The organism is Planococcus sp. 1R117A, assembly GCF_051417975.1.
Classification (GTDB): domain Bacteria; phylum Bacillota; class Bacilli; order Bacillales_A; family Planococcaceae; genus Planococcus; species Planococcus shenhongbingii.
Genome location: NZ_JBPRLO010000001.1, coordinates 851,432 through 876,507, shown reverse-complemented (window position 1 = coordinate 876,507; position 25,076 = coordinate 851,432). Strand labels below are relative to the sequence as shown.

Genomic DNA, 25,076 nt, shown 5'->3' with positions numbered 1-25,076 from the left:
ACAAAATAGTATACTTACATCGATGGATAGAAAAACAGAGAATGTTCACTACTGGACAAATCCTGGATAAATGTATAAAAAAACTTTGAGGGGGAAAATTATGATTGAATTCGAGTATTTGGATAAAAGAGTACGCCGAACAAAACTGGATTTTTATAATGCCTTCATTGAATTATTAAAACAAAAGAAATATGAACAAATTACCGTCAAGGACATTATCGGCTTGGCCGGGTATAGCAGGGGCTCCTTTTATAATCACTATAAGGAGAAAGATGATTTATTGAATGAGATCATCGATTCGCTTTTTCATGAAGCGAGCAGGGCCCAACGAGCTCCCTATATTAACGAGGATTCAATTGATGTTCTGAGTTTAGAGAATGAGGCTATCTTTATTCTTAGCCATTTTAAGGAATACGGGAACTATTACCAAACCCTATTGGGGGAAAACATACGCATTGATTTTCGCGGCCAATTATCGAATCAGGTGGTTGCTATCTTTTTAGAGGATTTTGATATGGAGGACACAACGGAAGGGAATAATTTAGATAAGGATCTGCTGAATAAATATTATGGCTACGGATTAATCGGAGTCATCCTGGATTGGGTTATAGAGGATTTTCCTTCAGATACGGAAGACTTCTCAAAAGAATTAGGGAAGATATTTAAATATTCGCACGGGACCACCCGAATAAAAAATAGAAGACGTTCACATTGAATAAGTTATCTTCAGCTGTTAAAAGTCTAATAAGATTTTTGGTTTACATGTCATCGGAATACCGGAAACTGCTTAAATACGAAGGGAGAAAAGAGGCTGGTCAAAGCACATCTTATCTCTCTTTTGTCTGTAAAACTGGACTTTTACAACACTATGTTTTAAAAAGATTCTCTTTTTTCTCTATGTAAATAAAAAGTGCTTTCTTCCAAGTTGAAATAACTGGAAGAAAGCACCGCGTTCTCTGTTTTATTTTGATAGATTCAAGGCATCTTTTGATACATAGAAATCTTTTCCGTTATAAACGGTGATGCCTTCAAGCGTCTTAGTATATGCTTTTTTGTTTTGTGTTACATGGGCAATGTTTTTGTTGATCGGCAATTTGATTGTGATCTTATTCTTTTCTGCAATAAATACAGGGTTGTTCGCATCTGTTACATCAATGCGCGTTGTGTATCCTTTGTTTTCAAAAGACTCTTTCGCATTGACGAATAATTTGTCAGTTGTTTTTCCTAGATCAAATTCCATATACTCTGCCATTGTTTTTGCAATGTCCGTATTGTCTAGCAAACCAAACGGCTTGGATGGGCCGTAAGCGTATAAGAAGACGTCTTCACCCGTATGGCCGCCAGTCGTAAAGCCAATGTTCGCGCGTTCTGCAAGCATTTTCGTCATATCAGCCTGCAAGCTTTTCGATTGTTTTAATGCACTGAGTTCCTCTTCAGTTAAGTTGTCCAAACCGTAAAGTTCTGCGGCTTCTTTCATGTTGGAGCGGTCAGGTTTCAACGTCTTCAAAGCCCCTTCAACAGTCATTGATGCTTTCTTCAAAGGATCGATGTAACTGGACACCGGGATTTCAGGGTAATTTGAATTGGTATTCATGTTCCCCATGGTGATCCCGCTGTTTCCGTGGTCGCTGACTGCAATAACCATCGTATTGCCATCCGCTTTCGCAAAGTCTACCGCTTCTTTTACTGCTGCATCAAAAGCCAGTACATCGCTTATAATTCCAATTGTATCATTCGCATGTGCGGCCCAGTCCACTTTGCTTCCTTCGACAAACATGAAGAATCCGTCCTCATCTTTTGACAAGGTATCAATTCCTTTTTTCGTCATTTCAGCAAGAGAAGGCTGCTCGTCATTTGTTTCTTGGCGGTCAAATTCATAGGCAAGAGCCGAAGGTGCAAAAGCTCCCCATAGCTTATCCGAGTTTGAATTCAAAAGCTCCTCTTTTGTTTCCACAAAATCATAGCCATTTTCATCGATCACTTCTATTAAGTTTTCACCATCAACCCGTGCATTTTTTGTTGTTCCCGGCAATAGGGATTCTTTTCCTCCTCCGAGGACAACATCGATTTCTTGATACACCTGCTGTTCAGCGATATCTTGATAGTTGCTGCGGTGAACTGCATGAGCAGAGAAGCCGGCAGGCGTGGCATGCTGGATCTCTGAAGTAGAGATGATTCCAGTAGCTTTCCCGCGTAATTGTGCGCCCTCTAAAACATTGGCTACCGGTTTATATGTATCTTCAGGGTCGACTGGATCAACGCCCGGCGTATTCACGATTTTAGGGAGAAGGCCAACAACTTTATCGTTCGATTTGTTTCCAGTCGCTAAAGCAGTAGCAGCAGGCGCGGAATCAGTGATTGCAGATTCTGCAGAATGGGTGCGCATACCTCCGACAAGAATCTGATCCATTGCCAAATCTTCGCCTTTATACCATCTTGCCAAGTTGATGGCACCGGCACTTGTTCCATCCATCACCATCATAATAACGTTGGTCGGCTCATTTTTCTTGTCCTTCGCTTCAGTGACCGTTCCATTTGCGGCCAAGCCTAAAGAAGAAATAGCGACAGCGGCAGCGATTGATATCCCGGCGGCCTTCTTTTTAAAATTGCGATTCATGTTCATGTTCCTCCTCTAAAGTAATATCAGCCTGTTAGGTTAGTTCACTAATAGTTTAGTGTGTAAATATTTCACTAGTGTGAATTTGTTGAAATATTTATGTAAAATCATGTAAATAACATTTACAAAGAGTGATAAGTTCATTTTTGTTTTCATTATTCATCATAGATAACGGAGAAGACCCTGTATCCTTATTTGGTATGCCATAATAAGTTTTGTTATTCTTTTGCTTGATCATTGGAGGTATTTAATTTGCAAATCAGAAAAGCAACGAAAGAAGATATTAAGTACATAGCAAAGATTTATGTTGATAGTTGGAGGACTACTTATCGCGGTTTGGTACCGGACGAATATCTGGCAGGATTATCGTATGAAGAGGCACAAGAAAATTGGAATGATTTTTTAATTGGCGGAAATGAAGCTTTTATTTATGTAGCCATAGACGATAGAAGGAAAATCATAGGTTTTGCCTCGGGCAAAAGAATTGAAGAGAGGAATTTTGATGGAGAACTATATTCGCTGTATCTCTTACAGGAATGTAGAGGATTAGGTGCTGGAAAGCGGCTTGTTTCAGTCATTGCAAAGCATTTTCAAGAAAACGGCATCCATTCTATGATGGTCTGGGTCATGAAACGAAATAAATCAGGACTCGATTTTTATGAACGCATAGGAGGAAAAGAATATAATCACAGAACCAGTTCATTTGGCGGAACCGAAGTACAGGATGTGTCGTATGGATGGCACGATCTTCCAGCCTTATATGTGAAATAAAAGTAAAAAGTGTTAATGAGGCATAGCTGAGAGCCTAGAGATATGGTTCTTTGCCATAGCATCTCTGAATTATTTTCCATAAACGACTGGTCATTCATCAATATAGTGTTCGACGCCGTCTTCGGTATAGGATTCCAGAATCACTTCGCTTTGGCTGTTTTTATAGTAAAAATACGATTTATCGTCATGTTTCAATTTAACGGCAACCATCCAATTTCTTTCACCGGACAGGTTGGCAATAAACCCTTCCGCTAGCTGTATCCGGTCTGCCGGCACTTTTTCCTCGTTTATCAAATGAGCCAGCACAGCTTTTTCCACGCTTTGCATTTTGTAGTTGAAGGCAGCATAGCCACTTGCTGCAATGATCAATAGAATAATTAGTGCGATTCCTGCTTTTTTCATTTCTTAGTTCCTCCTGCAAGCTCGAGTTTACCTGAATATTAACATAAATTCCCTGAATGCCGATTACCGCTGAAGGAAAATAAAGCAGTAAAACCTTTCTTCACGTTAGAATTTGATGTTCATTTTAGCTTGATCTAATGGCATTTATGTCGTGGACTTTACGGTCTGCTAGTTTAATCTGGCAGAAAAAGTAACTTTCCAACAATAATAATATGGCATTAAGCAATAAATATTTATTGTAAAACGATAAAAATGATGATAGAATCAAAATAACAATAAATAAGTGAGGTGCTTTTTATGAAACGTGGTTCAACAATCTTTTTGAAAATAGCTATTTTTCTTCTCGGGCTCCCCATACTTGCCATATGCATATACGGATTGACGAGATTCGATCCCAATTCACCGTATTGGCAAGGGCCGGAACTGGCCAGTCTGCAATATCCTTTATTAATCGGGATGTATGCTGCCATGATTCCCTTTTTCTTTGCTCTGTATCAGACTTTAAAGCTTTTAAGTTATATTGATAAGAATGAGGCTTTCTCGGAAGCATCGGTAAAGGCTTTGAAGAGGATCAAATACAGTGCCATCGCTATCGTTATTTTGTTTGTATTGGAACTGCCGTTCTTATACATCCTGACAAAAGTGGACGATGCGCCGGGCGTATTGATGGGATTATTCGTTATCTTTGCTTCAACGGTGATCGCGGTCTTTGCCGCCGTTCTCCAAAGGCTTTTACAGGATGCCATCAATATAAAAGCGGAAAATGATTTAATAGTCTGAGCTGAGGTGAATAATATGGCAATAATCATCAACATTGACGTGATGCTCGCTAAACGGAAAATGAGCGTCACTGAACTTTCGGAACGGGTGGGCATCACGATGGCAAACCTTTCCATATTGAAGAACGGAAAAGCGAAAGCGGTTCGACTCACCACTTTAGAAGCGATCTGCAAAGCGCTGGACTGCCAGCCTGGAGATGTCCTCGAGTACAAAAGGGAAGAAGACAGCCAATCATAATTATAGAAGACCATCGACTTTGATGGTCTTTTTCTGTCTCTTTATCAACCTCCAGATGCAGAGCAAAAAAGGTTCTTCCAAAACGGAAGAACCTTTTTAAATTCCCGGCATGAGTCTGAAATTCCAATGATTATCGAAGGCCGGAACCAAAAATGCGGAGCTTCTAATTGAACCTTCATTGCGATTATTCCGCTCTTTTGACACCAGAGCTCTTTAAGAATCTGATCATTTCCTCATTGAATCTGTCGGGCTCATCGCCATTGATGCCGTGGCCGCTGTATTTGAACGGTACAAGGACAGAGTTTGGAATTTGCTTTTCCAGTTCTTCTCCAAGTTCATAACGACAGATCTGGTCTTTCTGGCCATGGAAAATCGCAGTAGGAAGAGAAATGCCAGCCAGTTCATCCCGCAGATCTTCATCGCGAAGCGCGATGGCGGAATTGATGGTCGAGTGGGCAGCCGCTTCAAGACCGAGCGACTTGAACCAGTCCAAAAATTCATCCGATTTTTTCTGTTCAAAGAACATATTAGCGAACAGGGCAAGAAAAGCAGGGCGGTCTTTTTTGACTTGTGAGATAATGTCATCCACTTCCGCCGGTCTTAAGCCAATCTTGAAATCATCCCGCTGCGTGAACAAAGGAGCAGCAGCGCCCATCAGCAAAAGTTTATCTACGCCTTGTTCACCGTACTTGGTCAAATACCGGATGGCAATCGGCCCGCCCATGGAAAAGCCGGCGAGCACGATGTTTTCAAGCCCGAGATGATCGACTACTGCTTTAACGTCGCTCGCTTGTGTACTATAATCGTAGCCTGCCCACGGCTTATCCGATTTTCCGTAGCCCCGCAGGTCAATGCCGATAAACCGGAAGCCGTGTAACGCCAGTTCGCTGATCTGCATTTCAAACGCTTTGCTGTTCAATGGCCAGCCATGGATAAAAACAATCGGTTGTCCGATGCCCACATCTTCAACGTATACTTTGACGCCAGTTTCCACTTCCACATAATGTCCCAAATTTTTTCCTCCTTTGATTTAATGCTGTCTATTCCTAATAGTTAAGATTCCCTCCTTGATAGTTGTTAAACAATTCGGAAAATAATAACCTGCATGAATTGAGGGAAATCATTTTTACAAGCAGCTCGGGTTCTGTCTATCACAGACCAATAAAAACATGCTACCTGCAAAACAAGGAACTTCATAGCCTGTATAGAATTCATTCTATACAGGTTTTTTATATTGTCCGCTTTGCCTAGTTGGAAAAAAAATCACTTGCTTAAATGGCAGGGAAGTTGCCGCTTAAGCTTGAAAAAGAGATGAAGCATATGAACAAAACAATCATTCATAACGGTGCAGCAATGCCGCTCAATCCGTGGCATATGCTGATATGGCTGCTCATCGCCCAGATCATGGTGGCTTTTGTCGGCAGAAGCCTGGCGCCTCTTGGTGTCTTGATCGGAGACGACTTGTCTTTGACGAAAGCGCAGATTGGCATGCTGCCGGCGGCGCTGTTTTTAGGGCAGTCGCTCGTAGCGATTCCGGCCGGCTTTTTAGTTGACCGGGTTGGATCGAAAAAACTGCTTTTCCTGCTGTCGCTGTGTCTCGGCCTGTCTTTTATCTTGATGGCTGTGACTTCTTTCTATTGGCTGATGCTGCTTTTGGTGGTGCTCGGCGGTGCGGGATACGGTGCCATGCATCCAACTTCAAACAAAGGCATCATCTATTGGTTTTCCGAAAAGCGCGGGACCGCCATGGGCATCAAGCAGATGGGGGTTACGCTCGGTTCCGCACTGGCAGCGCTGCTGTTGCTGCCGGCTGCTGCTGCATGGGGATGGCGGCCGGTAATGATTGGGGCCTGCCTGCTTTTGATCCTGACCGGCATCTTTGCCTATAAATTCTATTTCGATCCGCCGGATGAAGCAGAAAAAGGGAATGCTGCCGATAAACCGGTCCAGCTGTTCGCTTCAGTTTTGCAGCTGTTCAAGGAAAAGCCCCTTGTTCTGGTCAGCTTCGGCGCTATGGGCTTAACCGGCAGCCAGCTGATTCTGAACACGTACATTGTGTTATACGCCTACGAATATCTTGGCATCAGCCTGGTGCTGGCCGGGATGCTGCTCGTCATTTCCGAAGTCAGCGGTTCGTTCGGCCGGGTGGCATGGGGAATAATCAGTGACAATGTGTTTCAGGGAAAACGGATCATTGTGCTGGTGATTGTCGCGGCTTTCTCCATCGCAGCGTCAATCACCATCGCGCTGCTGCCTCCGGGTACTCCGTTTTGGGTGCTTGTCCCGATTACGGTGCTGTTCGGCTTCTGCATTTCGGGCTTCAACGGCATCTGGATGAACGCCGCGACCGAACTGGTGCCGATTGAACAGGCAGGGATTGCCAGCGGCTTCAGTTTGATGCTCGGTTCATGGGGCGTCATCATCGGCCCGCCGCTGTTCGGCTATATCGTCGATGCGACGGGATCTTTTACATACGGCTGGCTGTTCATGGCCGGTATATTGATTGGCGTCATCGTGCTGCTGCTCGTTGCAATGGGCATTGTGAAAAAAGAGTCCCAGGAAGCTGGAGAATAAATTGCAAGCAGATATCGAGGCAGCCCTGATGCTGGTTTATGAAAAAAGACTGGAGAGTTCTAGGTTAATAGAACTCTCCAGTCTTTTTTGTGATTCATTTTCTGTGACGCCGTTCCTGCACTTCGCTGTACCCGAGTTTAGCGGAAATCCGCCTGCCGGTTTCACGGACACTGTCGACCAGAAATTCGAGCCGCTCTTCGGTGAGGTTATAGCTGACGACTCCCACGCTGACCGCCCCTTGCACCTGGCCGAAATGGTTCAGGATCGGAGCACCAATGCCGACGGTGCCTTCCGTCCGTTCCCCGTGGCTGATGGCGTAGCCTCGTTGTTTGATGGTCTCGAGCAAATCCCAGAACGCCGGCTGCTGTTCTTTAGAAACATATTGATTGAGGATTTTTTTCACTTCAGCAGTGGGCATATGGGCAAGCATCGCTTTGTTTGCTGCGCCGATATTCATGGGAATGCGCGAACCGAGCTTGTCATAGACACGGATGGCATGTTTCTCATTATCGATGCGCTCGATGATCAGCGATTCAGAACCCATCGGCTGGCTCAAGTAGACGCTTTCTTCTGTTTCATCGGTCAAGCGCACAAGTTCCGGCCGGATTTTGCTGGTGTAGTCCATCGTGTCATACATATGCAAGCCGTATTCAAGCCAGATATTCCCAAGGTTATAGCGTTTCGTCTTAGGATCCTGCTGAATCATGCCGTGCTGCGACATGGATTTCAATACGCGGTGCATTGAACTGACGGGCAAATCGCATTCATTGGACAGCTCGGTAATGGACATGCCGTCTTCGGCTGCCTGATCCACCAGAATCTTTATAACGCCCATTGCGCGGTCGATTGATTGCATAGAGTCTCCACCTATCTGCATAAAAATTTATATTATCAAAACACTTTAAAGATATTGACATTATAACATGGTTATCTTATATTACTAAAAATAACTTTTCACATAACGGAATCATTTTCCGTAATGCGGAAAAAGGAGAATGGCCATGAAGTACAGTTCCTCGATGTATCAACCGCTGGAGCGGGTAATCGTCAAGCATCCTGCTGACGCTTTTATCAGCCAGGAGCATATCGGAAAAGAATGGCGGAAAGTCAATTACCTGTCAGAACCCGATTACGAAGAAGCGCAGAAAGAATATGCTGAATTTATTGCGTTATTGGAGCAGCACGTGCCGACAATCGATTATCTTCCGAAGTCTGAAGAAGTCAGCATGGATTCGATTTATGCGCACGATCCGGTAAAATTCACGCCGGAAGGGGCGATCATCCTGAAATCCGGCAAAGCGCTGCGCCAGCCGGAAGCGGAAGTGTATAAGAAGTTCCTTGCGGAAAAAGGGATTCCGATTATCGGTGAACTGACGGGAGACGCGACTTCGGATGGAGGCGACATCGTCTGGCTCGATGACCGCGTATTGGCGGTTGGAAACGGTTACAGAACCAATGCGGAAGCCATCAGACAGATAAAAGCAATGACGGCACATATGGTCGATGAATTTATTGAAGTCCAGCTGCCGCATGCCGACGGGGAAGAGGAATGCCTTCATTTGATGTCATTCATCAGCATGGTTGACCAGGACCTCGCCGTCGTTTACTCGCCGCTGATGCCGGTCGCTTTCCGGAAGCTGCTGCTTTCCCGCGGCATCCAGCTCATCGAAGTGCCAAAAGCGGAATACGATCTGCTCGGCTGCAATGTGCTGGCGGTTGCGCCGCGCGTCTGCATCATGGTGGCCGGCAATGAGTCGACCAAGCAGCAGTTGGAGCAGGCAGGGGCAACGGTATACGAATACAAAGGTGAAGAAATCAGCGTCAAAGGAACAGGAGGGCCAACGTGCCTGACAAGCCCGGCAGTACGGGTACCAATTTCAGAAAAGAGGAGCTTATCACATGTTTAAAAATGTCATCGTAAAAACACCTGGAAAAAGCTATGTTAACGGATTAACCACTTCAGATCTTGGCACACCGGATTATGAGCGCCTGCTTGAGCAGCATGCCGCTTATGTTGAAGCATTGAAAGCGTGTGGCGTTGAAGTGACGCATTTGCCGGAAAGCGAGGAATATCCCGATTCGACATTCGTCGAAGACGCGGCAGTCTTAACGCCGGAATTTGCCATTATCGCCAATCCGGGCGCAGACAGCCGGAACGGCGAAAAAGAAGAAATCGAAGCGGTCCTGAAAAAGTTCTACTCGAAATTCCACTACATCACCTCGCCCGGCACGCTTGACGGAGGAGATGTTCTGCAAGTGGACAAGCATTTTTATGTCGGCATTTCAGAACGCACCAACCGTGAAGGGGCAGAGCAATTCAAGAACATTGTCGAAACGGAAGGGTACACGGCCACGATTGTGGAATTGCAGGAGTTTTTCCACCTGAAAACAGGCATCGCTTATCTTGGAAACAACACGATTGCAGCAGCCGGAGAATTTTTAGGACATCCGGATTTTGAGCAGTATGAAAAAGTGGAAATTCCCGATGCAGACGAGTATTCGGCGAACTGCATCAAAGTCAACGACTACGTCATCATTCCAAAAGGCTTTGATGACACGAAACGCAAACTCGCAGAACGCGGGCTGGAAACCATTGAACTTGAAATGTCGGAATTCCAGAAACATGACGGAGGACTCAGCTGCCTGTCGCTGCGCTTTTAAAAGGGATATGGGGTGTTCAAAAAATAACAACGGGGAAGGGGAACTTTTATGATCAAAACACCGGAAGTGCCAGCTGCGAACCAGTTGAACCGTTCCATGAAAAGCCGCCATCTGTTTATGCTTTCGCTTGGAGGGGTCATCGGCACCGGCCTGTTTTTAAATGTAGGGTATACGATTAACCAATCTGGTGCTGGAGGGGCATTGATCGGTTACCTGATCGGCGGCCTCATTTTATACATGGTCATGGTCTGTCTGGGTGAACTTGCCGTCCATATGCCGGTCACCGGTTCTTTCCAGACATATGCATCGAAATACATCAGCCCGTCAGCCGGCTTTTCGCTGGGATGGATGTATTTTGTAGGATCAGCTGCCACAGCGGGAGTCGAATTTACCGCTGCCGGCATTCTGATGAAGTACTGGTTCCCGGAAACACCGGTCTGGATCTGGTGTGCGATCTTCGTGGTTCTCTTGTTCGCGCTGAACGCATTGACGACAAGAGGTTTCGCGGAAGCGGAGTTCTGGTTTGCGGGCATTAAAGTGGTGGCACTTCTGCTGTTTATCGTCATTGGAGCCGCTGCTATTTTCGGCCTGATTCCGCTTGCGGACCGTCCGGCGCCGTTTATGGAAAACCTGGCCCCTGCAGGTTTGTTCCCGGCAGGCATCGCCATTATATTCGTCACGATGATGAACGTCATTTTCTCGTATCAGGGATCTGAGTTGGTGGGGATTGCCGCCGGAGAAACAGAAAATCCGGAAAAGAATATCCCGAAAGCCATCCGCAATATTTTGTTCCGCATTATTGTCTTTTATATCGCATCCATCATTATCCTGTCAGCCATTTTCCCTGCTTCTGAACTGGGGCTATTGGCCAGCCCGTTTGTAACCTTGATGGATGTAGCCGGGATTCCTTACGCAGCAGGCATCATGAACTTTGTCATTCTGACGGCCATCCTGTCAGTGGGCAACTCATGCCTGTACGCTTCAACCCGGCTTCTATGGGCGATGGCCAATGAGGGCATGGCACCACGGGTGTTCAGTACACTGACGAAACGTAAGGTACCGCTCGCGGCATTGATCTTTACCATGATGTTTTCATTGCTGTCGCTGTTGACCAGCGTCATGGAAGCGGACACGGTCTTCATCTTGCTGATGTCGATCGCCGGCATTTCAGTGACAATTTCGTGGATGGGAATTGCGGCTTCCCAATTGATGTTCCGCTACCGCTATGTAAAAGCGGGAGGAAATACAGCGGATCTGAAATTCAAAGTGCCTTTTTATCCATTCGTCCCGATCTTCTGCATCGCATTTTGCCTGCTCATTCTTGGGTTCTTGGCATTTGACCCGACACAGAGAATCGGGCTGTTATACGGCATTGGATTTTTCATCGCCTGCATGGTCTTCTATAAAGTAAAACTTGAAAAAAGAAACTCTGCCCCGGCAGAAGTGGAAGTGGAACCGGTCAAATAAGGAGGAATATGGAGTGGAAAAATTGTTGTGGGGAACGCCTGCCCGTCTACGATCGCTGTTATGTGAATTGGTCAGCTGGGAAAGCCGGACGCTGACTGAAGGAGAAAAGGATTTTCCTTTTAAAGTGAGGGAGAAATTGCGGAAACTTGCTTATTTTCAGCAGCATCCCGACTTTTTGGCTCTTCACGAAGCGGATACGGGACGAAATTTGCTGATGGCGCTTTATGAACATCCGGAAGCGGTGGACACCATTGTGCTCATCAGCCATTTTGACACTGTCCAGACGGAGGAATACGGCGACTTGGAAGTGCTCGCGTGCCGTCCGGAAGAACTGACGCAAAAGCTTTTCGAACGGAAGCACGAGCTGCCCGATGAAGCGCGCCTTGATCTCGAATCCGGCCAGTACCTGTTCGGCCGCGGCACGATGGATATGAAAATGGGGCTGGCTCTCCATATGGCACTCCTTGAAAAAGCAAGCACCGAACAATGGCCGCTCAATCTGGTGCTGTTGACGGTGCCGGATGAAGAAGTCAATTCGACTGGCATGCGGGCAGCAGTGGAGGAACTGGTGAAACTGCGTGACCGGCGCGGCTTGTCCTACAAAATGTTCTTCAACAGCGAACCGGCGTTTTCTCAAAAGCCGGGTGATGAGAAGCATTACATTTATTCCGGAACGCTCGGGAAAATCATGCCGGCTGCTTTGTTTTACGGCAAAGAAACACATGTCGGCGAACCGCTGAAAGGCATGACCGCCAACTTCATCGCTTCATTTTTGACACAGGCGATGGAGTGGAACTCCTTATTCCATGAAAATGACTTGGGGGAAAGTACGCCGCTGCCGGTGTCGCTCCAGCAAAAAGACCTGAAAATGCAATACTCGACCCAGACACCTTACCGGGCAACTGCCTTGTACAATATCTTCCTGATGAAACGCAATGCGGCGGAAGTGATGGAACTGTTTGAGCAAACAGCAAAGCAGGCGGCTGCGATGTGCAACACAGCGTATGCGGAACTCTGCAAACGCGAAGAGATTGAAGGGATCGGCGAAGTAAGGGTGCTGCGCTATGAGCAATTGCTTGCTTACGCGGAAGTCAAACGGGGGAGCGACTTTGTAGCGCATCTGAAAGCGGAAATCCTGGACCATCCGGAATGGGATGAACGCGAGAAATCGCTGCGCATTGCCGATAAACTGATGATCCAGTGCCATGAGCTGGCGCCGGCCATCGTCCTTTTGTTCGCACCGCCTTATTACCCGGCGGTCAATTCATCTGAAGATCCGCTCATTGTAGAATGCGTCGCGACCGTCAAAGAAGCGGCAGCGGAGTTTGGCGTCGAAGTTGACCAGATTCATTATTTCAATGGCCTGTGCGATTTGAGCTATGTAAATTATCAAGACAGCGGAAACGGCTGGAGTTCCTATGAACGCAATACGCCGGTGTGGGGGAAAACATACAGCATCCCGTTTGCCGGCATGCTGGAGCTGCAGGCTCCCGTACTGAACGTCGGGCCGTTCGGAAAAGACGCCCATCAGTATACGGAACGGCTCCATATCGACAGCGCGTTCGTCCAGACGCCTTATATGCTCGAAAGTTTGATGAAGAGTTTATGCAAGCAAGTGCTTGAAACGGTTTAACGGCATCATTATGGAATAAATGAATGAAGAAAACCAGCAAAAAACACCGTCCAGCCTGGAGCGGTGTTTTTTTGTGTTCAGATGCGCAGCAATTCCGGGGATTCCGTAATTTTTGCCGCTGTTTTCGCTTCCTGGCGGTATACATCAAGCAAGTCGCACGGGCGGCCGATAAAGTCGGTGCAGCCGTCGCGAATTTTGACGATCCGGTCGGCCAGGATATGTGCGTCTTTTTCATCATGCGTCACAAAGATGGAAGTGATGTCTGCTTTTTTCAGCAAATCCCGTAAATCTTTCCGGATTTTTTCCTGCAGTTCCGCATCCAGGTTGCTGAAAGGCTCATCGAGCAGAAGCAGGTGGGGGTTCGGCGCGAGAGCTCTGGCAATCGCCACCCGCTGCTGCTGGCCGCCGCTCAATTGATGCGGATAGCGTTTTTCATACCCCTGCAATTCCACCAGCTCCATTACTTCCTGCAGGCGCTTCTTTTTTTCCGGCCGCTTCAGGCGGAACAGCCCGAACAGGATGTTTTCCGCAACGGTCATATGAGGGAACAGCGCATAATCCTGAAACACCATGCCGATGCCGCGTTTTTCGGGCTGCAAAAATATCTGGTCATCCACCAGAATCTGGTCTTTGATCGCCACTTTCCCGGCAGACGGTTTTTCCAGTCCGGCAAGCAGGCGCAGGATGGTGCTTTTTCCGCTGCCGCTCCGGCCAAGGATCGAAATCACTTCGCCTTTTTCAATATGAAGAGAGAATTTATCAAGGGCTGCAGTTTTTGTATGGGAATAGGAAAAGCAAAGATTTTCAATCGATACGAACAAATTAGTCCAACTCCTTTTCCAGAAACTTATAAAAGACCACAATCGCCAAGGCACTGATGCCGACGATCAACAAGGAAGCCTGGGAAGCCTCCATGATTTTTTCATCGCTGGCATATTGGAATGCCTTGGTGGACAAGGTATCAAAATTAAACGGACGCAAAATCAAGGTTAAAGGAATTTCTTTCAATACATCGATAAAGACCAGGATAAAGCCGCTGATGATTGCACTTTTCATCATGGGCAGATCCACTTTGAAGAAAGTTTTCGTCAGCCCGGCTCCCAGCAGCCGGGAGGCATCCCGGAAATCGGTTCCGATTTTGTCATAGCCCGTCTCGATGGAACTGTAGCCGATGGCGAAAAACCGGATGATGTAAGCTGCCAGGAGCAGCACGATGCTGACACTGAGCACGAGTGTCGCCTCGAGGCCTGCCATCGCATAAAGCGGTGACAGGAACTCATCCAAGGCGATAAAAGCCGTGACGACTGCTACCGCAATGACCGCGCCGGGAATCGAATAGCCGAGCACCGTCAGCTTCGGCAGCAGCTTTGCCATCCTGCCCCGGACAAGCCGGGTGAAATTGCCGACAATCAAGGAGAAGACGATAATGGCTGAAGCGCTGATTGCTGCTACGGAGACGGAATTTCTGATATAAGCCATAAATTCATCCATCGGAATGGTTCCGAAAGTTAAAACCGTCCAGTCAATCAATTGGGCAACAGGGATGAAGAATCCAAGAGAAAGGATGGTAAAGCCGTACCCTGCCGCCGCAACAGCTTTCCAGCCAGTCAGCCGGATAAGCGGCAGCGGACGGACTTTTGTGGACGAATAACTGTATTGGCGCCTGCCGCGCAGAATTTTTTCAAGCAGCAGGATCAAAATGACAAAGCCCATCAAAGAAGCCGCCAGCTTGATGGATGATTCGATGTCGCCCAAGCCGAACCAGGTTTGAAAAATCGCCGTCGTGAATGTTTGGATGCCATAATATTTCACAACGCCATAGTCGTTCAGCACTTCAAGGACGACCAGGCTGGCGCCGGCTATGATGGAAATGCGGGATATTGGGACGACGACCTGGAAAAACGTGCGCCATGGTCCTTTCCCGAGCAGCCGTGTGCTTTCAATCAGTGAAGCGGACTGCCGGGACAGGAATACTTGGGTAATCGTATAAACATAAGGGTATAAGAACAGCGTATAAATGAATATCGCACCCGGTAAGTTCATGATATCAAAATGAGCAGGATTCAATTTCATTCCAAAACCCTCACGCAGCGTTGTCTGAATAATTCCAGTGTAATTGACAATCCCGTGATAAGTATAGGCGCCGATAAAAGGCGGGATGGAAAGCGGAAGAATCAGCGCCCATTTCAGGAATCGCCTGAAAGGGAACTGGTACTGGGCAATGAGCCAAGCCAGGCTCAATCCGATAAAAATAGTCGAAATGGCAGTAGCTGCAACCAGGATCAGCGAAGTCCTGACAAACGACCACAGCACAAACTCTTTCATATGTTCCCAGTTTTCATTTGAAGGGGAGAACAGGCCTGCCACAATCGTTAAGTTCGGCAAAAACAATGCGGCAATGATGACGATGGCTGCAATCGTCCAGGTATTGAAATTTGCCAATCTTCTTTGCATGTTTCAGGTCACTCCTTCCTAGAGCAAGAAATCCCTTGCCGCAAACACGCGGCAAGGGTTGTTCTGACAGATTATTTCCAGCCTACTTCGTTAAAGATCAGAATTGACTTGGCGTTGTTTTCGCCTAGAACAGACAACGGAATGTCCTGTTCTTTAAAGTCGCCCCATGATTTCAGCAATTCAGTCGGTTCGACTTCTTCATTTACAGGGTACTCGTAGTTCGCTTCCGCAAATGTTCCTTGCGCTTCAGGAGCGGATAGGAATTCAAGCAATTTGATGGCATTCTCTTTATTCTTCGATGTTTTGACAACGCCGGCACCGCTTACGTTTACGTGAGTCCCAGTCGTTTCCTGATTAGGGAAGAAAACGCCGAGGCCTTTTGCCACTTCCACTTCAGCCGGGTCTTCAGAATTCAGCAATTGCCCGAAGTAATAAGTGTTCATGATTGCAACATCGCCGACACCGGCCATGATGGCTTTCGCCTGGTCGCGGTCTCCGCCTTCAGGGTCGCGGGCGAAATTATTTACAAGACCTGCCGCCCATTCTTTTGCTTGCTGTTCACCATTGATTTCGATGAAAGAAGCCAGCAAAGACTGGTTATAGACGTTTTCTGAACCGCGGATCAAGACGCGGCCTTTCCACTGGTCTTCTGTCAATGCTTCGTAAGTCGATAATTCTTCCGGCTTCACTGTTTCTTTATTATAGACAATGACGCGTGCGCGCTTGGTCAAGCCGTACCACATTTGGTCCGTGTCACGGAAGTTTTCGGGAATTTGCTTGTCCAGCACGTCACTTGAGACAGCCTGCAGCAAACCTTCCTCTTTCGCACGGAATAGGCGCCCGGCATCAGCAGTCAAAAACAGATCGGCTTCGGTTCCATCCCCTTCGCGTTTGATGCGTTCAAGCAGTTCGTCCGCTTCCCCTTTGATGACGTTCACTTTCACACCGGTTTCTTCTTCAAATTTCTTGTATAGTTCATCGTCCACGTCGTAATGGCGCGCTGTATATAAATTGACTTCCGTACTTTCCGGTGTTTCCTCAGGTGCATCTCCTGCTGCAGGTTGGGATGCCGTGCTGCTTCCACAAGCCGATAGGACAAGAAGTACAAAAGCTAAAACGAGATAAAAAAGTTTATTCATCGATGTCTCTCCCTTTGTTTATGTAGTTGAGAAGCTAATTGAAAACAATTCTCAATCTCAATTATAGGGAGGCAATTGAGAAAGTCAATGGCATTTCGTTAAGTTTATTAAAAATTTTCTATTTTGAATCGAATTCCATAGGGTGAATAGGTCTATGAGACTGCGAATAAAATAAATGGGACTGGCTGAAAAATAGCAGGATGAAACTGGAACATCACCGGTTCTTGGAGAGAAAAAAGTGCAGGGTAAAATGCTGAAAAATTCTTGAATAATACATTAATTTCAAGAATTTTCTGTGTTTATTGTTGCGAATTAGGGTATATTTAATCCATGCAGTGGTTACAGAAACGTGGCAGTGCCGGTTACGCGAGCTGCTACACGATATGGCTGCTGCATGCCAATTGAAATAAGATGAATAACCATATAAAAAAGGAAAAGGCCTCCGACTGGAAGGCTTTTTTCTTGTGGAAAGGAAAGCTTGAAGTATGACGTAAGGTTATCAAAGATTTCGTATTTGCCGGGTACAACCCGCAACAAAGAAGCTTTTGCTGATTCTTCATGCGGGGATTACTTTGCTTCTAGAAGCAGGAGTGACCTGCCTGGCTCTTAATAGTCCCTTTGTTTACATTATTCGCAATAAAATATATGATTAACGAAATATTCGAAAATGTTTGCAACAACCTGCGGATTAACGAAAGGAGCTGATAGCGATGGAACAACAGAACAAACTGCCGCTCGAAGGGCTTCGGGTTATTGATGCCTCAACCGTGCTGGCAGGTCCCATGCTTGCTACATATCTGGGTGATTTCGGGGCTGAAGTGATCAAAGTGGAGCATCCGGCGGGAGATCCGCTAAGAAACGCCGGCCGGCATAAGGGCGGAGAATCGCTTGAATGGAAACTGGTGTCCCGCAACAAAAAACCGATCACTCTCAACTTCAGTACGCCGAAAGGACAGGAACTGTTCCATAAGCTTGCGGAAACGGCGGATGTGGTGATCACGAATTTCCGGCCGAAAACGCTGGAAAAATGGAATATCACCTATGAATCACTGTCCAAAAACAATCCCGGTTTGATTGTCGTGAAGGTATCAGGCTTCGGGGAAGAAGGGCCTTACAAGGAACGGCCAGGCTTCGGCACGCTTGCTGAAGCGATGTCGGGCTTTGCACAAGTCAATGGCTTCCCGGACAGGGGGCCGGTGCTGCCCAGTTTTGCGCTTGCCGATTACGCCACAGCACTCATGGGAGCCTACGCAACGATGGTGGCGATTTTCGAGCGCGATCATTCGGAAGAAAAACGGGGACAGTATATCGACTTGCCGATTTACGAAGCACTTATGGGAATGCTTGGCAACCAAGTGATGGAATACGACCAGCTTGGCGTTATTCCAGGAAGGAAAGGGAACCGTACCGGCTGGACAGTGCCGCGGAATCTGTACGAAACGAAAGACCATAAATGGCTGGCCATCTCCGGAACATCGCAGCCGATTGTGGAGCGGATTTTCAAAGCCATCGGCCGGGAGGATTTGATCGCCAACCCTAAATTCGCCACCAACCAGAAGCGCTTGGAACACATCGACGAACTGGAAGCGATCATCGCCGACTGGATGAAGCAGTATACGCAAGATGAAATCCTGGAGCGCTTTATCCGGTTCGAAGCGACGATTGCGCCGGTCTATACAGTCGAGGATATTGTCAAAGACCCGCATTTTAATCACCGTGAAAATATCACGGACGTGCCGGATGAGCATTTCGGAACGGTGAAGATGCTCAATGTGGCTCCGAAACTGTCCCGTACACCAGGAGGAATCCGTCATACCGGGCAGGAATTGGGATCATACAACGAAAGCCTGTACGGAGAACTGGGATTGAGCACAGAAGACATTGAACAGTTGAAAAAAGAAGGAATCATTTAACGAGGGGGCAAAAAGATGATTTATCGAAGTTTGATGTTTACACCGGGGACGAAAAAAGAGCGTTTATTGAAATCGGTCAATAGCGAGGCGGATGCGCTTCTCTGGGATTTGGAAGATGCCGTCCATCCTGATGACAAAGATGGAGCCCGAGCCGTTATCAAGGAAGCGCTGGATGAACTGGGCGACAAGCCCGCCAAACCCATTTTCCTGAGAGTCAACCAGTATGATACTGAATGGTATGAAGAAGACGTCAAACTGGCGCGGCATGAAAACGTCACCGGCATCATGCTGCCGAAAACGGAAAGCAGCGAACAGGCAGCGGAAACCTGGGAAGGGATGGGGAGTGAAGGGGAACTCATTGCGCTGATCGAGACGGCGGCCGGGATCATCCGCCTGGAAGACATCTTCAGCAATCCGAACATCAGCGGAGTGGCGTTCGGCGCCATCGACTATGCGGTGGATGTGGATCTGACGTTGACGGAAGCGGGCCTTGAGGCGCTTTACGCGCGTTCCCGGATCGTCACTTATGCAAAGGCGGCAGGCATCAGCGGAATCTACGATACCGTTTTTCCAGACGTCCACAACGAAGAAAGCCTGCAGAAACGGGCAAGGTCTGCCCGGGCACTCGGCTTCAACGGCCAAATGGCGGTCCATCCAAAACAGCTGGGAATCATCCACGAAGTCTACAGTCCGTCCCGCGAAGAAATCGATTGGGCAGTGAAAGTGCTGCTGTATGTAGAGAACGAAGCAAAAGGCCAAGGGGTTTTCATGTTCGAAGGCAAAATGGTCGACCGTCCGGTTATTGAAAAAGCACGGCAAATCTATAATGCCGCCGAACGCTATCAGCTCGTAATCGGCGGCTGACGCCTTTAATTACACGATGGACTTTCAAAGCTTAAAGTAATGGAGCATTCCCGTGCAACCGGGAATGCTTTTTGGTTTGCCTGAAATCGAGAAAACAGAAATAAGAATAACAATATAACAAAAATCGATATTTGTTTATTGATAAACGATAAATAACGTGATAGAATCAAAATGAAAACAAATAAGCGAGGTGCTTTAGATGAAACGTGAAACACTCTTTTTAAAGGCAGTTATTATTCTTATGGCAATTCCGATTCTGGCGATCTGCATATTCGTGGTGCCTCCGCTGTCTTCGTTTGTAGCAGAGATTATTCCGCAATGGGCTTTTTTGCAATACTTCTTTGGAATCGCCATGTATATCTCGGCAATTGCGTATTTTACGGCGCTGTATCAGTCGCTGAAGCTGCTGGGCTATATTGACAAGAACATCGCTTTCTCGGAATTATCGGTGAAGGCGCTGAAGAACATCAAATACTGCGCCATCACGATCACCGTCCTGTACGTTCTGTGCCTGCCGATCATCCTGCACATGGCGCAAGTGGACGATGCGCCGGGCCTAGGCGGAATCGGCATGATCATTACATTCAGTTCCATTGTGATTGCTGTCTTCGCGGCAGTCCTTCAAAAACTGCTGCAGAATGCCATCGATATAAAATCTGAAAACGATTTAACGGTCTGAGGTGAATGATATGGCGATTATAATCAATATTGACGTTATGCTGGCAAAACGGAAAATGAGCGTTACCGAACTTTCAGAACGGGTGGGCATCACGATGGCGAACTTGTCCATCCTGAAAAACGGCAAGGCGAAAGCGGTCCGGCTGTCCACGCTAGAAGCAATCTGCAAAGCACTGGACTGCCAGCCGGGGGATATTCTGGAATACAGAAGCGAAGAATCCTGAGCAGCAGATTGATCCATCCGAAAAGAAAAGAACGTCCGTCAAGTGGCTGCCACTTTGCGGACGTTCTTTTTGCCGTTGACTCAATCTTGGACTGAACTTTCCTGCAGGACGTTTTGCAGCAGCGGCATCGGTTCACCAACACTGTAAAGCTGCAGCTCATGCATCGCCCGGGTGCAGGCAGTATAAAACACTCGGCGGAGGCTGTCATCGCCGTAAACCTGGCGGGATGCGTCATAAATGATGACCGCATCGAATTCGATGCCTTTGGCCAAATACGACGGGATGACCACAATTCCCTGCTCGTATTCAGCCGTGCCGCTCTTTAAAAGCTTGATACTTTCAATACCAGACAGAGCTTCGTAGGCGCGTTTGCTTTCCTCGAGCGATTTGCAGATGATGGCGATGCTGTTATAACGGAGCTTCCGCAGAGCCGCGACTTTAGAGGCAATGCAGCGATGCAGTTCGGCATGATCGGCTACTTGTGTCAGTACGGGCCGCTCGCCGTCGCGTTCGAAAGGGATAATCCGGTCGCCATTCGGGATGAGCCGGCGTGTAAATTCAATAATCGGCTTGGTGGAGCGGTAGCTGCGCGCCATGTTGATCACTTCCGTTTCCTCCGGTCCGTATAAATTCATCAGCATGTGAAAGTCATCCGTTTCGCTTGCATGGACAAATATCGCCTGGTTAAAGTCGCCAAGCACCGTCATTTTTGCCGATGGAAATAAACGCTTCAGAAACTCGAATTGAAACGGGGAATAATCCTGCGCTTCGTCGACAACCACGTGTTTGATTGAGCTATTGGCCTGAAAGCCCTGGATCAATTCCTTTATCAGCAAAAACGGCGTAGCATCTTCGTAAGACAGTTTTCTTTCATCGAGCATTTCCAATGTCGCCTGGCAAATCTCCGGCCATTCCGCCGGAGTTTCCCCGTCTATCCACTGGCTGATTTGCTTGGGATCGGCAAACAGCTGCCGGTACAGCCCTTTAATGTCAATAAAGCCAAACGCCCGGACGCGTTTGCGCAATGGCTTGAATTTCTGCTGGACAATCAACCGGGCAAGAGCTTCTGGTTTAACCTCGAAATCGGCCATCTCTTCACTTTGGAGTCCTTGTTTTTTTGCTAAATAGACCCGGGCTTTATGGTAATCATCATTGCTGAGCAGCTCGATTCTGTCCTGTACCCAGGGTTCATCAACTTCGTCCTTTTGCCGGTCATTTATTTTCTTCAGCAGCCAGCCCTTCAATTTTTCAAGGCGGTTATGGAAACGGAGGGAAGTGTCGCTGCTGTAAAAGCGGTCCGCTATTTGCTGGGCGCTGACAACCGGCTTTCCTCTGAAAGTGATGTCTTTGAATTGCATACCGGAACTTTCCAGCGACTTCCGATAAGATTCGAGCGCTTCGAAAAAAGAGCGGGAGGCTTTAAAGCGGATGCCCGCAACTCTGGATTGATAGGCAGGAGTGTGTGCAGCCGTGAAGACATATTCCAATTGTGCATAGGGATTTTCAAGCTGAAACTCTTCGCCTAGCCGGTGGTCCAGGTATTCCTGGAAGGTCACTTGCTGCATATTTTCTTCGCCGAGTTCCGGCAGCACGTTGGAGACGTAACTATTGAACATCGAATTCGGCGAAAACAGAATGATTTGATCCGGATTCAGATGGGTCCGGTATTTATAGAGCAAATAAGCGATCCGCTGCAGGGCGGCCGATGTCTTGCCGCTGCCGGCTGCGCCTTGGACAATGAGCAGCTTGCCGTGGTCATGGCGGATGATCCGGTTTTGCTCCTGCTGAATGGTCGCTACGATACTGTGCATCTGTTTGTCGGTGCCTTTGCCAAGCACCTGCTGCAGAATCTCGTCTCCAATGGTCAGGCTCGTATCGAACATCGATTGCAGAACACCGCCGCGGATCAGGTATTGCACCTTTTTCTCCAATGCCCCTTCGACTTCGCCGCCAGGGGTTGAATAGCTGGCCGGTCCTGTCTGGTATTCATAGTAGACACTCGAGACCGGCGCTCTCCAGTCATGAACAAGAAAATTTTCACCGCTGGCATCCATCAGCGTGGAAATTCCAATATAAATCTGTTCCGCAGCAGCTTCTCCTTGTTCCAGGAAATCGATGCGGCCAAAGTAAGGAACTTCCCGCATACGCCGAAGCTTGGCCAGTTTCTGCGACGCCAGCCGTTCTGTGCTTTGGTTTGTCGATAAAATTTGCGCTTCTTGCCTCAAGCCGATAATGGTTTCCAAATAATCGTCGAAGCTGTCAACATTCACTTTGATTTCATCCCAGAAATGCCTGCGTGTATTCACCAGTTCGTTCCGGCGCTGAGACGTTTCTTTCTCTAAACTGCTGATCTGGTCCGCGATGGTCCCGATGACACCGTCCACTCGTTTTTGTTCCTGCTGAAACTCTGAATCCATAGCTCCCACTCCTTAAAAAATCGGGTTTGACAAACTGAAAAGCATCGGATATAATATAAATTAGGGATATTCTACGTAATAATAATATTTGGCGTATATCTATATAAATTTACCATAAAACTCCGTTTGTTTCAATGTATTTAGAACGGGGATGTTATGTGGTCTGCTGATATCCAGCAAATCCAACAACCTGACAATGCTCATAAAACCCCGAATGATACCCGCTTCAAAGGGTTGTCATTCGGGGTTTTCTCATGGTAATGATACGTGCGATCCGATTGAACCGGTTAGGGGGAAAACTTCTAATTTGCATCTAAAATTTCGTTGAAAACCTGTCCTTCATCTTTTAGATTGATAATCTTTAAGCGGCTGGTATTTTTGATGAAAATCGTTTTGTATTGTTCTGTGCCGCTTTTATCGGCTAACAGCAAGATGCGTTTATCTTCATTGTCTGCCGTGGTTTGGAAGTGGTATTCTTCGCTGCCGGTCTGTTCAATAATAGATTGATATTCAGGCAATGAAGCCCATTGCTCAGAACTTGCGCTTTTTACAGATGGATTTTGACCAGCTGTTTGTCCTTCTTCCTTATTATTGCAAGCCGTCAGGATCAGAGCCGCAGCCATCAATGCCATAATCAATTTGTACATTTTCTCCACCTCAGATTCATGATTTTTGCCATGCACATAAACTTTAAACCAGTTACATTTCGTCCTTCTTATCCCGAAACACTGTAACATGAAAAAATGGGCCAGTAAAATGCCCAAAGACAGACTGAAATTTTTGATCTGCTGAAAAGGCAATGCAGTACTCAAATTCTATTACCTTTTCTAACAGGAATCAGTGGAGTTAAACAGAATTATTATATAGAGGTAATCGTATTGTTCAGAAAGATAAGATTTAACTGAGGAGTGATTAGATGATTTTAGAAGCCGCAGCGCTTTACGTCAAACCGGGAATGGAAAAAGAATACGAGAAGGCCTTCAGACAGGCATCTTCCATCATTTCTTCGATGAAAGGTTATGTGTCACATGAGCTGCAGCGATGTATAGAAGCGGAAGGGAAATATTTGCTGTTAGTGGAATGGGAAAGATTAGAAGACCATACAGTCGGTTTTAGGCAGTCAGCGGAATACCTGGAATGGAAACAGTTATTGCATCATTTTTATGAACCGTTTCCGGTGGTAGAGCATTTTGAGAAAGTAGATCTTGCCTAAAATGCAATAGCGGGCAATTTTTGAATAATAAAATTGAGAAAAGGCTGCAAACTCATTATTGAATTTGCAGCCTTTTTATCTGTCTTCTTGAATCCGAATTCCGTCAAAAGGACAAAATAAGAAAAGAAAAAAGCTGGGTAATCAACCCAAGCTCTTTTTTCGCAATGAGGTATTGCTTATGAATGAAAAAACCCTTGATTTCCAAGCGGTAAAAGGCTGGAAGCACTCGCTAAAGAGTTTCCACCGCCCGGATCCATTCGATTTTAACCCCGTGGCTCCAGCGGCTGAAATCGTAAGTGAACTTCGCTTCCTTGTCATTCAGCACCTGTGCTTTGCACACGACGGTTTCATCGTTATGGTACAGCTTTACTTCGTATTTCCCAGGCGCTGGCAAGGAATAGAAGGGAAGCAAGCCGTTTTTGGGACACCAATTCACGGAATAGAATTTCCCCAAAAGCTTGCGCACGATGGAAATGTTTCCTTGTGCCAACGCTTGTCGGATGCGGGTGGAGCTGATTTTTTCTCCGCCGTATTCGACCAGCTCGACGACGGATACGTTGAAATGCCCTTCGCCTTGTTCGGCGAGTGACTGCGTATTTCCGCTGCCCCGCGCACCGTAGTGGAAATCACCGCCGCATACCACATGGATGGCGTTCAGCCCGGTCAAAAAAGTTTCGACAAAATCAGCAGGGGGGATGCCGGCGATGTCATGGTCAAAATGGACCAGAAACAACGTATCAATGCCAAGCTCCTCAAGCACCGCCTGTTTTTCTTCAAGCGGCATCAAGTACTGGAACGGAGCCGCCCCTTTGGACAAGACCGTTTTTGGATGGGGGAAAAAGCTCATGACCGCAGCTGAAACCCCGTAATCATCCGCTAAACGTTTCGCTTCTTGAATGACGGACAAGTGGCCTTTATGCAAACCATCAAAAAAACCGATCGCAACTGTCTGCTGTGGAAAGTGATTTTGCCATTGCTGCATGTTTTGGCTTGTTAAATGAATTGTTTGCATAAAAAGCCCTCCCGAACCGT

The 25,076-nt window shown here is 47.0% G+C and carries 24 protein-coding genes; 14 read left to right on the top strand and 10 right to left on the bottom strand.

Annotated features, from left to right (window positions below; all coding sequences use genetic code 11):
- The first annotated feature begins 100 nt into the window (after positions 1–100).
- Positions 101–715, top strand: coding sequence for a TetR/AcrR family transcriptional regulator (locus ACSFXN_RS04050; protein WP_437148902.1), 615 nt, complete (start codon positions 101–103; stop codon positions 713–715).
- A 246-nt stretch (positions 716–961) separates the two neighbouring features.
- Here the strand turns inward: ACSFXN_RS04050 and ACSFXN_RS04045 are convergent, their stop codons facing one another.
- Positions 962–2,617 (bottom strand): alkaline phosphatase, encoded by a 1,656-nt coding sequence (locus ACSFXN_RS04045; protein ID WP_437148901.1) that lies wholly within the window; start codon positions 2,615–2,617, stop codon positions 962–964.
- 252 nt (positions 2,618–2,869) lie between these two features.
- On the opposite strand from ACSFXN_RS04045, the gene ACSFXN_RS04040 reads away from it, so the two are divergent.
- A complete protein-coding gene (locus tag ACSFXN_RS04040; RefSeq protein ID WP_437148900.1) occupies positions 2,870–3,388 on the top strand; it encodes an N-acetyltransferase family protein in 519 nt (172 codons plus the stop codon).
- A 90-nt stretch (positions 3,389–3,478) separates the two neighbouring features.
- Here the strand turns inward: ACSFXN_RS04040 and ACSFXN_RS04035 are convergent, their stop codons facing one another.
- The gene (locus ACSFXN_RS04035) at positions 3,479–3,790 is read right to left on the bottom strand and encodes a hypothetical protein (RefSeq protein WP_437148899.1); all 312 of its coding nucleotides are present in this window, start codon (positions 3,788–3,790) and stop codon (positions 3,479–3,481) included.
- A gap of 297 nt (positions 3,791–4,087) precedes the next feature.
- Between ACSFXN_RS04035 and ACSFXN_RS04030 the strand changes: the two genes are divergently transcribed.
- Positions 4,088–4,570: a DUF2975 domain-containing protein gene (locus ACSFXN_RS04030; RefSeq protein WP_437148898.1), complete on the top strand. Its 483-nt coding sequence runs from the start codon at positions 4,088–4,090 to the stop codon at positions 4,568–4,570.
- A 15-nt stretch (positions 4,571–4,585) separates the two neighbouring features.
- Positions 4,586–4,807, top strand: a complete 222-nt coding sequence (locus ACSFXN_RS04025) for a helix-turn-helix domain-containing protein (RefSeq protein ID WP_437148897.1) — start codon at positions 4,586–4,588, stop codon at positions 4,805–4,807.
- A gap of 184 nt (positions 4,808–4,991) precedes the next feature.
- Here ACSFXN_RS04025 and ACSFXN_RS04020 read toward each other — a convergent pair whose 3' ends face one another.
- The gene (locus tag ACSFXN_RS04020) at positions 4,992–5,819 is read right to left on the bottom strand and encodes an alpha/beta fold hydrolase (protein ID WP_437148896.1); all 828 of its coding nucleotides are present in this window, start codon (positions 5,817–5,819) and stop codon (positions 4,992–4,994) included.
- 308 nt (positions 5,820–6,127) lie between these two features.
- Here ACSFXN_RS04020 and ACSFXN_RS04015 point away from each other — a divergent pair, with 308 nt between their 5' ends.
- The gene (locus tag ACSFXN_RS04015; RefSeq protein WP_437148895.1) at positions 6,128–7,381 is read left to right on the top strand and encodes an MFS transporter; all 1,254 of its coding nucleotides are present in this window, start codon (positions 6,128–6,130) and stop codon (positions 7,379–7,381) included.
- A 94-nt stretch (positions 7,382–7,475) separates the two neighbouring features.
- On the opposite strand, the gene ACSFXN_RS04010 is transcribed toward ACSFXN_RS04015, so the two are convergent.
- A complete protein-coding gene (locus tag ACSFXN_RS04010; RefSeq protein ID WP_437148894.1) occupies positions 7,476–8,237 on the bottom strand; it encodes an IclR family transcriptional regulator in 762 nt (253 codons plus the stop codon).
- A gap of 145 nt (positions 8,238–8,382) precedes the next feature.
- Here ACSFXN_RS04010 and ACSFXN_RS04005 point away from each other — a divergent pair, with 145 nt between their 5' ends.
- Genes ACSFXN_RS04005 through ACSFXN_RS03990 form a run of 4 tightly spaced genes read left to right on the top strand, consistent with a single transcriptional unit; the run spans position 8,383 to position 13,142 of the window.
- Positions 8,383–9,288 (top strand): dimethylarginine dimethylaminohydrolase family protein, encoded by a 906-nt coding sequence (locus tag ACSFXN_RS04005; RefSeq protein WP_437148893.1) that lies wholly within the window; start codon positions 8,383–8,385, stop codon positions 9,286–9,288.
- Complete coding sequence (locus ACSFXN_RS04000) at positions 9,281–10,042, top strand: dimethylarginine dimethylaminohydrolase family protein (RefSeq protein WP_437148892.1); 762 nt, start codon at positions 9,281–9,283, stop codon at positions 10,040–10,042. The genes ACSFXN_RS04005 and ACSFXN_RS04000 overlap by 8 nt, the downstream gene beginning before the upstream one ends.
- 48 nt (positions 10,043–10,090) lie before the next feature.
- Positions 10,091–11,509, top strand: a complete 1,419-nt coding sequence (locus ACSFXN_RS03995) for an amino acid permease (RefSeq protein ID WP_437148891.1) — start codon at positions 10,091–10,093, stop codon at positions 11,507–11,509.
- A 13-nt stretch (positions 11,510–11,522) separates the two neighbouring features.
- Positions 11,523–13,142 carry a M20/M25/M40 family metallo-hydrolase gene (locus ACSFXN_RS03990; protein ID WP_437148890.1) on the top strand — a complete coding sequence of 540 codons (1,620 nt, stop codon included), beginning with the start codon at positions 11,523–11,525 and terminating at the stop codon, positions 13,140–13,142.
- A 77-nt stretch (positions 13,143–13,219) separates the two neighbouring features.
- Here the strand turns inward: ACSFXN_RS03990 and ACSFXN_RS03985 are convergent, their stop codons facing one another.
- The 3 genes from ACSFXN_RS03985 to ACSFXN_RS03975 form a co-directional block, all read right to left on the bottom strand.
- A complete protein-coding gene (locus ACSFXN_RS03985) occupies positions 13,220–13,963 on the bottom strand; it encodes an ABC transporter ATP-binding protein (RefSeq protein WP_437148889.1) in 744 nt (247 codons plus the stop codon).
- 1 nt (position 13,964) lies between these two features.
- Positions 13,965–15,596, bottom strand: coding sequence for an ABC transporter permease (locus ACSFXN_RS03980; RefSeq protein ID WP_437148888.1), 1,632 nt, complete (start codon positions 15,594–15,596; stop codon positions 13,965–13,967).
- Positions 15,597–15,667: 71 nt separating this feature from the next.
- Positions 15,668–16,735 (bottom strand): Fe(3+) ABC transporter substrate-binding protein, encoded by a 1,068-nt coding sequence (locus ACSFXN_RS03975; RefSeq protein ID WP_437148887.1) that lies wholly within the window; start codon positions 16,733–16,735, stop codon positions 15,668–15,670.
- A gap of 710 nt (positions 16,736–17,445) precedes the next feature.
- Here ACSFXN_RS03975 and ACSFXN_RS03970 point away from each other — a divergent pair.
- The 4 genes from ACSFXN_RS03970 (at position 17,446) to ACSFXN_RS03955 (ending at position 20,414) form a co-directional block, all read left to right on the top strand.
- A complete protein-coding gene (locus ACSFXN_RS03970) occupies positions 17,446–18,648 on the top strand; it encodes a CaiB/BaiF CoA transferase family protein (protein WP_437148886.1) in 1,203 nt (400 codons plus the stop codon).
- A gap of 15 nt (positions 18,649–18,663) precedes the next feature.
- Positions 18,664–19,512: an HpcH/HpaI aldolase/citrate lyase family protein gene (locus tag ACSFXN_RS03965; protein ID WP_437148885.1), complete on the top strand. Its 849-nt coding sequence runs from the start codon at positions 18,664–18,666 to the stop codon at positions 19,510–19,512.
- 199 nt (positions 19,513–19,711) lie between these two features.
- On the top strand, positions 19,712–20,191 hold the full coding sequence (locus tag ACSFXN_RS03960; RefSeq protein ID WP_437148884.1) for a DUF2975 domain-containing protein: 480 nt from the start codon (positions 19,712–19,714) through the stop codon (positions 20,189–20,191).
- Between the two features lie 10 nt (positions 20,192–20,201).
- Positions 20,202–20,414: a helix-turn-helix domain-containing protein gene (locus tag ACSFXN_RS03955; RefSeq protein ID WP_300990585.1), complete on the top strand. Its 213-nt coding sequence runs from the start codon at positions 20,202–20,204 to the stop codon at positions 20,412–20,414.
- 80 nt (positions 20,415–20,494) lie between these two features.
- Here the strand turns inward: ACSFXN_RS03955 and helD are convergent, their stop codons facing one another.
- Complete coding sequence (gene helD, locus ACSFXN_RS03950) at positions 20,495–22,831, bottom strand: RNA polymerase recycling motor HelD (protein WP_437148883.1); 2,337 nt, start codon at positions 22,829–22,831, stop codon at positions 20,495–20,497.
- Positions 22,832–23,133: 302 nt separating this feature from the next.
- Positions 23,134–23,478, bottom strand: coding sequence for a hypothetical protein (locus ACSFXN_RS03945; RefSeq protein WP_437148882.1), 345 nt, complete (start codon positions 23,476–23,478; stop codon positions 23,134–23,136).
- 269 nt (positions 23,479–23,747) lie between these two features.
- On the opposite strand from ACSFXN_RS03945, the gene ACSFXN_RS03940 reads away from it, so the two are divergent.
- Positions 23,748–24,044 carry an antibiotic biosynthesis monooxygenase family protein gene (locus tag ACSFXN_RS03940; protein WP_437148881.1) on the top strand — a complete coding sequence of 99 codons (297 nt, stop codon included), beginning with the start codon at positions 23,748–23,750 and terminating at the stop codon, positions 24,042–24,044.
- Between the two features lie 229 nt (positions 24,045–24,273).
- On the opposite strand, the gene ACSFXN_RS03935 is transcribed toward ACSFXN_RS03940, so the two are convergent.
- Positions 24,274–25,056, bottom strand: a complete 783-nt coding sequence (locus tag ACSFXN_RS03935; protein WP_437148880.1) for an adenylyltransferase/cytidyltransferase family protein — start codon at positions 25,054–25,056, stop codon at positions 24,274–24,276.
- Positions 25,057–25,076: the final 20 nt, after the last annotated feature.

Coding starts and splice junctions, on each gene's coding strand:
- ACSFXN_RS04050 (WP_437148902.1), top strand. CDS start 101: ATGATTGAATTCGAGTATTTGGATAAAAGAGTACGCCGAACAAAACTG.
- ACSFXN_RS04045 (WP_437148901.1), bottom strand. CDS start 2,617: ATGAATCGCAATTTTAAAAAGAAGGCCGCCGGGATATCAATCGCTGCC.
- ACSFXN_RS04035 (WP_437148899.1), bottom strand. CDS start 3,790: ATGAAAAAAGCAGGAATCGCACTAATTATTCTATTGATCATTGCAGCA.
- ACSFXN_RS04030 (WP_437148898.1), top strand. CDS start 4,088: ATGAAACGTGGTTCAACAATCTTTTTGAAAATAGCTATTTTTCTTCTC.
- ACSFXN_RS04025 (WP_437148897.1), top strand. CDS start 4,586: ATGGCAATAATCATCAACATTGACGTGATGCTCGCTAAACGGAAAATG.
- ACSFXN_RS04015 (WP_437148895.1), top strand. CDS start 6,128: ATGAACAAAACAATCATTCATAACGGTGCAGCAATGCCGCTCAATCCG.
- ACSFXN_RS04010 (WP_437148894.1), bottom strand. CDS start 8,237: ATGCAATCAATCGACCGCGCAATGGGCGTTATAAAGATTCTGGTGGAT.
- ACSFXN_RS04005 (WP_437148893.1), top strand. CDS start 8,383: ATGAAGTACAGTTCCTCGATGTATCAACCGCTGGAGCGGGTAATCGTC.
- ACSFXN_RS04000 (WP_437148892.1), top strand. CDS start 9,281: ATGTTTAAAAATGTCATCGTAAAAACACCTGGAAAAAGCTATGTTAAC.
- ACSFXN_RS03995 (WP_437148891.1), top strand. CDS start 10,091: ATGATCAAAACACCGGAAGTGCCAGCTGCGAACCAGTTGAACCGTTCC.
- ACSFXN_RS03980 (WP_437148888.1), bottom strand. CDS start 15,596: ATGCAAAGAAGATTGGCAAATTTCAATACCTGGACGATTGCAGCCATC.
- ACSFXN_RS03975 (WP_437148887.1), bottom strand. CDS start 16,735: ATGAATAAACTTTTTTATCTCGTTTTAGCTTTTGTACTTCTTGTCCTA.
- ACSFXN_RS03970 (WP_437148886.1), top strand. CDS start 17,446: ATGGAACAACAGAACAAACTGCCGCTCGAAGGGCTTCGGGTTATTGAT.
- ACSFXN_RS03965 (WP_437148885.1), top strand. CDS start 18,664: ATGATTTATCGAAGTTTGATGTTTACACCGGGGACGAAAAAAGAGCGT.
- ACSFXN_RS03960 (WP_437148884.1), top strand. CDS start 19,712: ATGAAACGTGAAACACTCTTTTTAAAGGCAGTTATTATTCTTATGGCA.
- ACSFXN_RS03955 (WP_300990585.1), top strand. CDS start 20,202: ATGGCGATTATAATCAATATTGACGTTATGCTGGCAAAACGGAAAATG.
- helD (WP_437148883.1), bottom strand. CDS start 22,831: ATGGATTCAGAGTTTCAGCAGGAACAAAAACGAGTGGACGGTGTCATC.
- ACSFXN_RS03945 (WP_437148882.1), bottom strand. CDS start 23,478: ATGTACAAATTGATTATGGCATTGATGGCTGCGGCTCTGATCCTGACG.
- ACSFXN_RS03940 (WP_437148881.1), top strand. CDS start 23,748: ATGATTTTAGAAGCCGCAGCGCTTTACGTCAAACCGGGAATGGAAAAA.
- ACSFXN_RS03935 (WP_437148880.1), bottom strand. CDS start 25,056: ATGCAAACAATTCATTTAACAAGCCAAAACATGCAGCAATGGCAAAAT.